Origin of the sequence: Sphingomonas sp. Leaf407, assembly GCF_001425385.1 — a bacterium.
Lineage (GTDB): Bacteria > Pseudomonadota > Alphaproteobacteria > Sphingomonadales > Sphingomonadaceae > Sphingomonas.
Map to the genome: position 1 here is coordinate 611040 of NZ_LMQO01000003.1, position 11921 is coordinate 622960.

General features: G+C 68.6%; 9 protein-coding genes and 1 riboswitch. Of the genes, 6 read left to right on the forward strand and 3 right to left on the reverse strand.

What is annotated here, in order from left to right:
• Positions 1 to 2 precede the first annotated feature (2 nt).
• Genes ASG37_RS12350 through ASG37_RS12360 form a run of 3 tightly spaced genes read left to right on the forward strand, consistent with a single transcriptional unit; the run spans position 3 to position 3046 of the window.
• Positions 3 to 1370: an FAD/NAD(P)-binding protein gene (locus ASG37_RS12350; protein WP_055760374.1), complete on the forward strand. Its 1368-nt coding sequence runs from the start codon at positions 3 to 5 to the stop codon at positions 1368 to 1370.
• 40 nt (positions 1371 to 1410) lie between these two features.
• The gene (locus ASG37_RS12355) at positions 1411 to 2265 is read left to right on the forward strand and encodes a fatty acid desaturase (protein ID WP_055760377.1); all 855 of its coding nucleotides are present in this window, start codon (positions 1411 to 1413) and stop codon (positions 2263 to 2265) included.
• Complete coding sequence (locus ASG37_RS12360) at positions 2258 to 3046, forward strand: phosphate/phosphite/phosphonate ABC transporter substrate-binding protein (RefSeq protein WP_162233466.1); 789 nt, start codon at positions 2258 to 2260, stop codon at positions 3044 to 3046. The genes ASG37_RS12355 and ASG37_RS12360 overlap by 8 nt, the downstream gene beginning before the upstream one ends.
• Before the next feature lie 4 nt (positions 3047 to 3050).
• Here ASG37_RS12360 and epsC read toward each other — a convergent pair whose 3' ends face one another.
• Together epsC and ASG37_RS12370 are read right to left on the reverse strand one after the other, a co-directional pair.
• On the reverse strand, positions 3051 to 3968 hold the full coding sequence (gene epsC, locus ASG37_RS12365) for a serine O-acetyltransferase EpsC (RefSeq protein WP_055760632.1): 918 nt from the start codon (positions 3966 to 3968) through the stop codon (positions 3051 to 3053).
• Between the two features lie 134 nt (positions 3969 to 4102).
• Positions 4103 to 4366 (reverse strand): hypothetical protein, encoded by a 264-nt coding sequence (locus tag ASG37_RS12370; protein WP_055760383.1) that lies wholly within the window; start codon positions 4364 to 4366, stop codon positions 4103 to 4105.
• A 251-nt stretch (positions 4367 to 4617) separates the two neighbouring features.
• Here ASG37_RS12370 and ASG37_RS12375 point away from each other — a divergent pair, with 251 nt between their 5' ends.
• Together ASG37_RS12375 and ASG37_RS12380 are read left to right on the forward strand one after the other, a co-directional pair.
• Positions 4618 to 6135 (forward strand): amidase, encoded by a 1518-nt coding sequence (locus ASG37_RS12375; RefSeq protein WP_235525208.1) that lies wholly within the window; start codon positions 4618 to 4620, stop codon positions 6133 to 6135.
• Positions 6136 to 6164: 29 nt separating this feature from the next.
• Positions 6165 to 6372: riboswitch (cobalamin riboswitch) on the forward strand.
• A 105-nt stretch (positions 6373 to 6477) separates the two neighbouring features.
• Positions 6478 to 7263, forward strand: a complete 786-nt coding sequence (locus ASG37_RS12380; protein ID WP_235525197.1) for an acyl-CoA thioesterase — start codon at positions 6478 to 6480, stop codon at positions 7261 to 7263.
• Positions 7264 to 7300: 37 nt separating this feature from the next.
• Here the strand turns inward: ASG37_RS12380 and ASG37_RS12385 are convergent, their stop codons facing one another.
• Complete coding sequence (locus ASG37_RS12385) at positions 7301 to 7894, reverse strand: TetR/AcrR family transcriptional regulator (RefSeq protein ID WP_055760391.1); 594 nt, start codon at positions 7892 to 7894, stop codon at positions 7301 to 7303.
• Positions 7895 to 8046: 152 nt separating this feature from the next.
• Between ASG37_RS12385 and ASG37_RS12390 the strand changes: the two genes are divergently transcribed.
• Positions 8047 to 11445, forward strand: coding sequence for an acyl-[ACP]--phospholipid O-acyltransferase (locus ASG37_RS12390; protein WP_055760393.1), 3399 nt, complete (start codon positions 8047 to 8049; stop codon positions 11443 to 11445).
• Positions 11446 to 11921 lie beyond the last annotated feature (476 nt).

Here is an 11921-nt window from a genome sequence, read left to right on the forward strand (position 1 = left end):
CGATGATGACCTTGCCCGACCCCCATGTCCTGATCGTCGGCGGCGGTGCCTCGGGCACGTTGCTCGCCGTCAATCTGTTGCGGCAGGAGGGGCCACGGGTGACGCTGGTCGAGCGCCGGCCGGGGCAACTGGCGCGCGGCGTCGCCTATAGCGCGGCGGACGACAGCCATCTGCTCAACGTGCGCGCGGCGAACATGAGCGCCTTTCCCGACGATCGCGATCATTTCGTCCGCTGGTTGGGCCAGGCGGGGCTGGGCGACGGGCGCAGCTTCGTGCGCCGGACGGTCTATGGCGCCTATCTCCGCCACCTGCTCGCCGAGGCGAAGGCGACGGCGGGCGATCGGCTGACGCTGATCGCCGACGAGGTCGTCGCACTGACGCAGAATGACGCGGGCGTCACCGCGCGTTTCGCCGACGGGCGCGAAGAGGAATTCGACCGGGCGGTGCTGGCGCTCGGCAACCTGCCGCCGCATCCGCCGGCGGGGATCGATCTCGCAGCCTTGCCCGCCGGGGTCTATCGCGACGATCCATGGGCGGGCGACATCGCCGACGGCCTGTCGGCCGATGATGCCGTGCTGTTGCTCGGATCGGGGCTGACCGCCGTCGACGCCGCGCTGCTGCTCGACAGGCGCGGGTTCGCGGGGCGCATCACCGCCATGTCGCGCCGCGGCCTGCGCCCGCGCCCGCACGATGATGGCCAGCCGCCGGTCATGCCGCGTAGCGAAAAGCCGGCGCGCAGCGTCGCCGCGCTGGTCCGCGAGGTGCGACAGGCGGCGGCAGGCGACGGCTGGCGCGGCGCGGTCGATGCGTTGCGGCCGGTGACGCAATTGCTGTGGTCGGGGGCGGACGGGGCCGAACGGCGGCGGTTCCTGCGGCACCTGCGGCCGTTCTGGGACGTGCATCGCCATCGGCTGGCCCCGGCGGTCGGCGCGCGGATCGACGCGATGGTCGCCGCCGGCCGGTTGCGGTTCGCGGCGGGCAAGCTGGTCGAGGTGACGGGCGCGGGCGATGCCGCGCTGGTCCGCCATCGCCCGCGTGGGCGCGATACGGTCGAGACGGCGCGCTATGCCCGGATCGTCAACTGCACCGGACCGCAGGGCGATCTGTCGCGCAGCCGCGAGCCGTTGCTCGAACAATTGACCGGCGCGGGGCTGATCCGGCCCGATGCCTGCCACCTCGGCATCGATGTTGATGCCGCCACCCGGACGATCGGCGCGGACGGGAACTCCAACCCGACCCTCCACGCGATCGGCCCGATGACGCGCGGCATGTGGTGGGAAGTCGTCGCGATCCCCGACATTCGCGTCCAGTGCTGGACGCTCGCCCGGAGCCTCGCGAACACCCACTGGGTCGGCGGCGAGGGGCTGTAGCAGGGGTTGTCATTATTTATCCCATCGATATGATGGGAATATGAAACGGACGACGAGGATCGAATGGCCGACGCTCGCACTGGCGGTGGCGATCTATGGCGGATGGATGGCGGTGACGGCGGCGCATGCGCTGCTGCCGGTGCCGCTGCTGATGCTGGCGGGCGGCTGGTTCCTCGGCTGGCACGGATCGTTGCAGCACGAGACGATCCACGGCCATCCGACCCGCTATCGCCCAGTCAATGACCTGATCGGCGGCGTGCCGCTGTCGCTGTGGCTGCCCTATGGCGTGTACCGTCGGACGCATGTCGCGCATCATCGCTCGCCCGAACCGACGCATCCGCGGCATGACCCGGAGTCGCGCTATGTCGCGGGCGATGGATGGAGCGCGCGGATCGCGCGGGCACGATCAACGCTGGTCGGGCAGATGATCGTCGGACCGGTTGCCAGCATCGCGCTGTTCCTCGCCGACGAAGCCGCGCGGGCTTGGCGGCAGCCGGCGGCGTTCGCGCGCGAATGGGGGCCGCATCTGATCGGCGTCGCGCTGGTGCTGGCGTGGTTGCGCGTGGTCGACTTGCCGATCCTGACCTATCTGGTCTGTTTCGTGTTGCCGGGGCAGGCGGCGTCGTTGCTGCGCGGCTATGCCGAACATCGCGCCGATGCACCGGGGCCGTCGCGCGCGGCGACGGTGGTGTCGCGCGGGCCGCTGGCGCTCCTGTTCCTCAACAACAATCTCCACGCCGCGCACCATGCCGATCCGGGCGCGCCGTGGTATCGCCTGCCTGCCGTCGAGGCGCAGCGTCACGGACGGGGCGAGCCGCGCTATCGCGGCTATCGCGACGTGATCCGCCGGTTCGCGTTCCATGCCCATGACGCGGTGCGCCATCCCCGTGGATGAGATCGCATGGCTCGGCATGTACGACCATGCCGGACAGCAGGCGGCGAACGATCGCTGGTGGGCGACGATCCGCGATCACCTGCGCGATGTCGGGGTGCGGCGGGTGCCGGCGACATTGACGCGCGGGGTGTCGACGGCGGCGGTGTGGGGCCATCCCCGGCTGTTGCTCGGCATGATCTGCACCCGGCCATGGGCGCTGGAGCATAGTGGACTGCGCCTGCTCGGCCATCCGGCCTATGCCGGGACCGGGGTGGCGGGCGAACACCGCAGCCTGATCGTGGTGCGGCAGGGCGATCCCGCGACCGGGCTGGCCGATCTGCGCGGGCGGCGGGTGGCGATCAACGATGCGGGGTCGAATACCGGTGTGGCGCTGCTGCGCGATGCGGTCGCGCCGCTGGCATGGGATGGCCGGTTCTTCGGAGCGATCGTCCCGACCGGCGCGCACCGCGTCAGCGCGCAGGCGGTCGCGAACGGAGAGGCGGACGTCGCATCGATCGACGAAGTGACGTTCGCCGCGCTCGCCCGGTTCGAACCCGAACTGACCGGACGATTGCGCGTGCTGGCCCGCAGCGCGCCGGCCGCGACCCCGGCGTTCGTCACCGCCGCCGCGACGCCGATCGATGTTGTCGCCCGGCTGCGGATCGCGCTCGAGCGGGCGGTGGCCGACGCGCCGGAGGAACTGGGCATCACCGGTCTGGTCGCGAGCCGGCCCGGTCTGCGCGACCGAATCGTCGCGCAGGACGCCGCCGCGCTGGCGGCGGGCTACCCGGTCCTCGCCTGAAGCGTCAGCGTGGTGCCACGACCGCTTCGGGTTGCAGCACCAGACTGCGCGGCGGCACGTCGCTCAGCAGCCACACGTTGCCGCCGATCACGGTGCCGTCGCCGATCCGCACCCTCCCCAGAATCGTCGCCCCGGCATAGATCAGCACGTCATCGCCGATGATTGGATGGCGCGCCTCGCGTTCGCCATGCGGGCCGCGTTCGGGTTCGTGGCCGTTGGCGCGCCGTCCGCGCCCGCCGAGCGTCACATGCTGATAGAGGCGGACGCGCGCGCCGATCACCGCCGTCTCGCCGATCACCACGCCGGTGCCGTGATCGATGAAGAAGCTGGGGCCGATCGTCGCGCCGGGATGGATGTCGATTCCCGTGCGTTCGTTGGCCAGTTCGGACACGATCCGCGCGACGATCGGCGCGCCGAGCGAATCGAGTTCATGCGCGATCCGGTGGTGCAGGATCGCGGTGGCGCCGGGATAGCAGATCAGGATCTCATCGACGCTGCGCGCCGCCGGATCGCCGCGAAAGATCGCCGCGACATCGGTATCGAGCAGCGAGCGGATGCGCGACAGCGTGCCGGCGAACAGCCGGACGATCTGGCGCGGCCGGTCGGCGTCGGAAACCAGCCCCTGCACGTCGTGCCAATAGGCCAGTTCCTGCGCGATCTCGCCTTCGATCAGGTGCAGCGCCTCGCCGATCCGGTCGGCGACGAAGGCGTCCTCGTCCGCCGCGTCGCCGCGAAACCGGCCGATCCGCGCCGGGAACAGCGCGTCGGCGAGCAGCGACACCGCGCGCGCCAGCGGATCGCGCGACGGAAAGCGCGCCGGGGCGGGGCGGCTGGGCTGGGCATGCCGCCACGCCGCCCGCGCGGCGGACAGCGCGCGCACTGCCTGTTGCACCGCCTGGGTATGATCGGCATCGGCGGTCATCGATTGGACCCTCTTCGTCGGATACAAAGCGGCCGGGCGACGGATCGCCCGGCCTTGAGGCTACGCTTGGTCGCTTAGGGAGCCTCACCAGAGCGTTGTCGGTGGCGGGCGGCCGTGGGCGGCCGCCGCCGAAATCAGAGCGCGGAGCCGTTCTCGATCGCATTGCCGATCGGGTCGGCGGCGTTCAGCCCGGCGCCTTCGAGCGGTTCGCTGGCGTTGCCATAGGCGGTGTCGTTCAGCAGCGCGGCGTCATTGCCGAAGGCCGCATCGTTCGCCGGCAGTTCGTCGATGGTCGTCAGGTTGGTTTCGGCGACCGAATTGTCGACGCCGTTCGATCCCGAACATCCGGCGACGCCCGCCGCCAGAACCAGTCCGAATGCTGCAACGATGGTCTTCAACCTGCTTCTCCCAAAATTCGCCGGTCGCGGTCGCCCCCGGCGTCGCGAGCCGCCTTTGCTGGCGGTATGGCTATCCTAGCCGGCTGGCGGGCGATGGCACTATTCCCATTCGTTTAGTGGGATAATGTTTATCTTTAGGCGACGTGACAAGAATGCTGGCTTGGCCGACACTCGCCGACGATGATGGTTGGACGGGGATCGATATGCGCAAGGCTGCGGTACTATTCGGGTTATTGGTGGCTGCCCCGGCAATGGCGCAAACGGACCGGGTAGGGGAACGCAGCGCCGGCGCGCTGGCGCAGGACATGGCTGCCGGCCGCACGACCGCCGAGGCGCTGACCCGCGCCTATCTGACGCGGATCGAGGCGATGGACCGCAAGGGACCGAGCCTGCGCGCGGTGATCGCGATCAACCCGCAGGCAATCGCCGAGGCCCGCGCCCGCGATGCCGAACGGCGCGCCGGGCGGGTCCGTGGTCCGCTCCACGGCGTGCCGGTGCTCATCAAGGACAATATCGAGACGCGCGAGAATGCGACGACGGCGGGCAGCCTTGCGCTCGCCGACAATCGCACCGGGCGCGATGCGCCGGTCGTCGCGCGGCTGCGCGCGGCGGGCGCGGTGATCCTCGGCAAGACCAATCTGTCGGAATGGGCCAATATCCGCTCGAACGCCTCGATGAGCGGGTGGAGCGCGGTCGGCGGTCTTGTGCGCAATCCCTATGCGCTCGACCGGACGTCGTGCGGGTCGTCGTCGGGCACCGGTGTGGCGATCGCCGCCAGTTTCGCGGCGATCGGGGTGGGCACCGAGACCGACGGTTCGGTCGTCTGCCCCTCGGCGATGAACGGGCTGGTCGGGCTGAAACCGACGATCGGCCTCGTCAGCCGGACGCAGGTGGTGCCGATCAGCCATAGCCAGGATACGCCGGGGCCAATGGGGCGCAGCGTGCGCGACGTGGCGCTGCTGATGACCGCGATGATGGGCAGCGATCCCGCCGACCCGGCGACGCGTGACGCCGACACCCGGCGGCGCGACTATGCCGCCGGCCTGTCGGCCGGCGCGTTGAAGGGCATGCGGATCGCGGTGCTGCGCCCGGCGATGCCCAAGGCGCTGGCCGACGCCTATGACCGTGCGCTCGGTCGCCTGCGCGGCGCGGGCGCGGTGCTGGTGGAGGCGACGCTGCCCGACCTTCCGGGGCTGGGCGAGCAGGAGCTGACGGTGCTCAAGGCCGAGTTGAAGGCCGACCTCGACGCCTACCTGGCGACGACCCCGGCGAGTGTGCGGACCCGGACGCTGGCCGACGTGATCGCCTTCAACGAACGCGAAGCGCCACGCGAGCAGCGCTATTTCGGGCAAGAACTGTTCGTCGCGGCGCAGGCGATGCCGGGGCTGGCCGATCCCGCCTATCGCCGGGCGCGCAGCGAGGGGCAGGCGCGGGCGGCGGGCGCGATCGACGGCGTGCTGACGGCTGCGAAGGCGCAGGCGATCGTGTCGCCGACCTATGGGCTGCCATGGCTGTCGGACCCGGTGAACGGCGACCAGTTCTCCGGTCCCTCCGCCAGCCAGTTGCCGGCGATGTCGGGCTATCCGCATCTGACGGTGCCGATGGGGCTGGCGCTTGGCCTGCCGGTCGGGCTGTCGTTCATCGGGACGGCGAACAGCGACGCGCTGCTGATCGGTGCGGGCTATGCCTATGAACAGGCTGCCGCCGCGCGGGTCGCGCCGACCTATGCCGAGCATGTGCCCGACAATCCGGGGACGGCGCGCGACTGATCGTGGTTGACGCGGCGGAAGCGCACGCCGAAGGGAAGGGCGTTCGAGGTTCTTCGGCCGGCGTCGCCGGGCGGAGCTAAGACGGGAAGCCGGTGCGATGCCGGCGCTGCCCCCGCAACTGTAAGCGGCGAGTGGACGACCGCTTGCGTGTCACTGGTGCCCCCAAGCGCCGGGAAGGCCGGGTCGCTCCGCACCGACCCGCGAGCCAGGAGACCTGCCTTGGGCGCCATACCACTCACCGGCGGGGTGCCCGGTCGGGTCGCGTCATCGCCCGCCGTCGGTGTGTCCGGCGGTGTCGCATCGCGTCCAGTCCGCGTCTCCGCTCCAGTATCGAGAACGCCCGTGACCGACACCCCGTCTTTCGACCTGCAACCACCGGCCAGCCCCGTCCGGCTGGTCGACATCGTCTTTCCCGGCGATACCAACCATCACGGCACGCTGTTCGGCGGGGTGGCGCTCGCGCATATGGACAAGGTCGCGTTCCTCGCCGCCTCGCGCCATGGCCGTGCGTCGTTCGTCACCGCATCGTCGCAGAAGATCGATTTCGCGCAGCCCGCCCGTCACGGCGACATCGTGGAAGTGACCGGGCGGGTCGTGCGGGTCGGCACCAGTTCGCTCGACGTCGAGGTCGAACTGGTCGCCGAGGCGCCGGTGTCGGGCGAGCGGCGGCTGTGTACGCGCGGGCGCTTCACGCTGGTCGCGGTGAAGGACGGCGGGGTTCGCCTGCCGTTGCCGCCGGTGCCGGCGTATGACGAGGAACCGGCGGACGTCCTGCGCATGGTCGACATCGTGTTCCCGACGCAGACCAGCCATTACGGGACGCTGTATGGTGGCGATGCGCTGAAAATGATGGGCAAGGCCGCGTTCATCGCCTCGACTCGCCATGCGCGCGGCGTGATGGTGATGGCGGCATCGGACCGGATCGATTTCACCTCGCCGATCCGCGAGGGCGAAATGGTCGAGCTGAGCGCGCAGGTACGGATGGCGGGGCGCAGTTCGGTACGGATCGGCGTCGACCTCGCCGCCGAGGACCTGCTGACCGGGGCAAGGCGGCACGCCGCCACCGCGCTGTTCACGATGGTCAGCGTCGATGCCGATGGCCGGGCGACGCCGTTTTCCGGCGGTTAGACAAAGGCCGTTGGTTTCGCGGTAGCGGGATCGCCCGCTATCCGCGTGCCGTCGCCAGCGTTTCGCGCACGCGCGCCAGCGCGGCGGCTTCGGGTGCGGCTTCGCCCATCAATTCCCATGCGCCGCTGATCGCGAAGGCGCAGTGGCCGTGAACGGTGGCGATCAGCGAGCGGGCAAGGGCTGCCACCGCGTCGTCGATCGGCCGGCCGAGCGCCCCGGCGACCTCCTGCACGACGATCTTGGTGAGCAGGCCGCGCCCGGTCTCATCCGCTTCGGTCAGATTCATGTCGGGCGGCAGGCGGTGGTCGTAGATCGCCGTCCACAAATGCGTGTGCTCGCGCGCGAAGCCGAAATAGCCGTCGACCAGCGCCGCGATCCGGTCGCCATCGCCAGCCGCCAGCCGTTCCTCCAGATACGCCGCCCACAGCCCGAAGCTGCGGGTATTGATCGCCGCGATCAGCCGGTCGGCGGTGCCGTGGACATTGTGGATCGTGCCGATCGAATAGCCGATCCGCCGCGCCACCTCGCGTGCCGAAAAGCCGCTCAACCCCACTTCGGCGACAAGGCCAGCCCCGGCGTCGAGGATCAGGGTTTCGAGTTCGCTGCGGCTATGATCGGATCGGCGGCCCATGTCCCCTCCCTAAAACTAAAATTGAGCGCCGTCCAATTATTATATTGAGCGATGCTCATTTATCATTATGATCGCGACTCGTAATCGGGTCGGCCCGGCCGGTCCCGTTAAGCTTTTGCCGCTATCGCTCACGTTCGAGGGAGCTTTCGATCATGTCCGCACCTGATCTGTCGCTGCTGGGCAAGCGCCGCTTCGCACCGTTGTTTGCCGTCCAGTTCCTTGGCGCGTTCAACGACAATCTGTTGAAGTTCGCGCTGCTGTTCCTGGCCAATTTCACGCTGTACCGCGCCGCGCCCGACAAGGCGGAGCTGCTGGCGACGGTGGCGACCGGGCTGTTCATCCTGCCCTATTTTCTGCTGTCGGCGCTGGCCGGGCAGTTGGCCGACAAATGGGACAAGGCGCGGCTGATCCGCTGGATCAAGGCGGCGGAGATCGGGATCATGACGCTGGCGCTGGCCGGCTTCTGGTTTCAGTCGGTGCCGGTGCTGCTGACCTGCCTGTTCCTGATGGGGGTGCATTCGACGCTGTTCGGACCGGTCAAATATTCGATCCTGCCGCAACAGCTCGGCAGCCACGAACTGATGGGCGGCACTGGGCTGATCGAGGCGGGGACGTTCCTCGCCATCCTCGGCGGGCAATTGCTCGGCGGCATCCTTCCGGCATGGGAGGCGGGCCTGGTGGCGGTCGGCATCGCCGTGCTCGGCTTCCTCGTCAGCCTTGCCGTTCCGTCCGCGCCGTCGCAGGCGCCGGGCGTGCGGATCGACCGCAACCTGTGGCGTGGCACCTGGGACATTCTGTCGGTCGCGCGGGCCGGGCGCGGAGTGTGGCTGGCGATCCTCGGCATTAGCTGGTTCTTCGCGATCGGCGCGATCCTGCTGTCCGAATTCGCACCGCTGGTCAGCGGTACGCTGCACGCCGGGGCAGGGGTGGTGACGCTGTTCCTGCTGGTGTTCTCGGTGTCGGTCGCGACCGGTTCGCTGGTCGTCAACAAGCTGCTCGGCGGCGAAGTGTCGGCGCGCTACGTTCCGGCGGCGGCACTCGGCATGGCGGTGTTCCTGATCGACCTGTGGATCGCGACGCGCGGCTTCGCGCCGGGCGTGGCCGGCGCGGACGTGCCGGCATTCCTCGCCACACCGGGCAGTTGGCATATCCTGGTCGCGCTGGCGGGTATCGCACTGTCGGGCGGGGTGTTCATCGTGCCGCTCTATGCCATCCTGCAGGTCCACAGCGAACCGGCCGAACGCTCGCGGGTGATCGCGGCGAACAACATCGTCAACGCGATCGTCACCGTCGCGATGGTCGGGGTCGTCACCGGCCTGCTCGCCTCGGGCACGTCGGTGCCGGGAATCATCGGTGCGATGGGGTTCGCGACGTTGGCAGTGGCGTTGATCTCGTGCTGGCTGCTGCCCGAAACGGTGTTCAAGGCGTTGATCCGGGCACTGCTGGTGCTGCTCTACCGTGTCGACGTCCATGGGTCTGAAAACATGCCACGCCCCGGCGAGCGTGCGGTGGTGGTCGTCAACCACGTCTCGTTCCTCGACGGATTGCTGCTCGCCGCGTTCCTGCCGGGCAAACCGACCTTCGCGGTCGCCACCCGCATCGCCAGGGCATGGTGGGTCCGGCCGTTCCTTGGCCTGTTCGATGCCTTTCCGGTCGATCCGACCAACCCGATGGCGGCCAAGGCGATGGTGAAGGCGGTGCGCGAGGGGCGGACCCTGGTGATCTTCCCCGAAGGCCGCATCACCGTGACCGGCGCGTTGATGAAGGTGTTCGACGGCCCCGGCATGGTCGCCGACAAGAGCGACGCGCCGATCGTGCCGGTGCGGATCGCCGGGGCGCAATATACCCCGTTCTCGCGGCTAAAGGGCAAGGTGCGGCTCAGGACCTTCCCGAAGATCGATCTGACGATCCTGCCGCCGCGCCGGTTCGAGGTAACGGGCGACACCGCCCGCCAGCGTCGTGCGGCGGCGGGGGCGAAGCTGTACGACGTGATGAGCGACATGATCTTCGCCACGTCGGATACCGACCGCACGCTCTATCAGGCGCTGGTCGACGCGAGCGACATCCACGGCAGCCGTACCCCGATCGTCGAGGATGTGAAGCGCGAGTCCGTTAGCTACGGCCGGTTGCTGACCGGCAGTATCGCGCTGGGCCGGGCGTTCGCGCCGATCACCGCGCCGGGTGAGGCGGTCGGGCTGCTGCTGCCCAACGTCAACGCCGTGGTGGCGAGCTTCTTCGCGTTGCAAGGGATCGGCCGGGTGCCGGCGATGCTCAACTATACCGCCGGTCTCGCCAGTCTGCGTGCGGCCTGCACCGCGGCGGAGGTGCGCACGATCGTCACCGCGCGGGCATTCGTCGCGCAGGCCAAGCTGTCGGAGGTGCTCGCCGGACTCGAGGCGGAGGGACTGCGGATCCTCTATCTCGAGGATGTCGGTGCCGGCATCGGCCGGTTTGCCAAACTGCGCGCGCTGATCGCCACGCGCTGGGCGAGACAGCGTCATCGCCGCTACCGGGTATCGCCCGACGCGCCGGCGGTGATCCTGTTCACCAGCGGATCGGAAGGGCTGCCCAAGGGCGTGGTGCTGACGCATCGCAACCTGCTCGCCAACTGTCTCCAGCTCTCGGCGCGGATCGATTTCAACTCGAGCGACGTGGTGCTGAACGCGCTGCCGGTGTTCCACAGCTTCGGGCTGACCGGGGGCACGCTGCTGCCGATCCTGTCGGGGGTGCGGACGCTGCTCTATCCCAGCCCGCTGCATTACCGGATCGTGCCCGCGCTCGCCTATGACGCCAATGCGACGATCCTGTTCGGGACCGATACCTTCCTGTCGGGCTATGCGCGGATGGCGCACGGCTATGATTTCTATTCGCTGCGCTACATCTTTGCCGGGGCCGAGCGGGTGCGCCCCGAAACCCGCGCGACCTATGCCGAGAAATTCGGTCTGCGCATCCTCGAGGGCTATGGCGCGACCGAGGCGGCGCCGGTGATCGCGGTCAACACGCCGATGCACTTCAAGGCGGGTAGCGTCGGCCGGCTGCTCCCCGGCATGGAAGCGAGGATCGATCCGGTTCCGGGGATCGCAGCGGGCGGTCGGCTGTTCGTCCGGGGACCGAACATCATGGCCGGCTATCTGAAGGCGGATGCACCGGGGTTGCTGCAACCACCCGAGAATGGCTGGCACGACAGCGGCGATATTGTCACGATCGACGCGGCGGGGTTCGTCACGATCAACGGTCGTGCCAAAAGATTCGCCAAGATCGGCGGCGAGATGATCTCGCTCCCGGCGGTCGAGGGCTATGCCGCGAAACTATGGTCGGGCGCGGACCACGCGGTCGTCACCCGGCCCGATCCGCGCAAGGGCGAGCAACTGGTGCTGTTCACCACCCATGCCGACGCGACCGTCGGGGCGTTGCAGGAATGGGCGAGGGCGAGTGGCGTGGCCGAACTGGCGATCCCGCGCGACCTGCGGATCGTCGAGGCGCTGCCGGTCCTTGGCACCGGCAAGCTGGACTATGTCACGATGGGCGAATGGGGGGCGGAACGGCCCTGATTCGAATCGGAATCGCCTGATTCGCCGTGGCAGGGCGTCACGAAGCGCCCTGATCCAATGCTTGGTTCCCCCGTAAACCCCTATGATTCCGCAAAACTGCAACGGAGTGGCCATAAAAGTGAAAAGAGTTGTTGACGGTTTGGCGGGGTGCCCGTAGAGGGCTGTTCACCNCGTAAACCCCTATGATTCCGCAAAACTGCAACGGAGTGGCCATAAAAGTGAAAAGAGTTGTTGACGGTTTGGCGGGGTGCCCGTAGAGGGCTGTTCACCGGACGGGGCGACGCACTGAGTTGCTTCGGAAGGGTAGAGAAAAGCAGGTGACGCGACGGACCTTACCGAAAGGGAGGTTGGTATGCGACGCCGGTATTTTCGTCTGGTCTTTGACATTGTTGATGTAGATGAAGGGACATGTGGGCGGCGGCTTGCGGTCTTGCGCATTCAAGGTGCGTGAGTTCGTTTAAAGCTAAGTCGGTTCA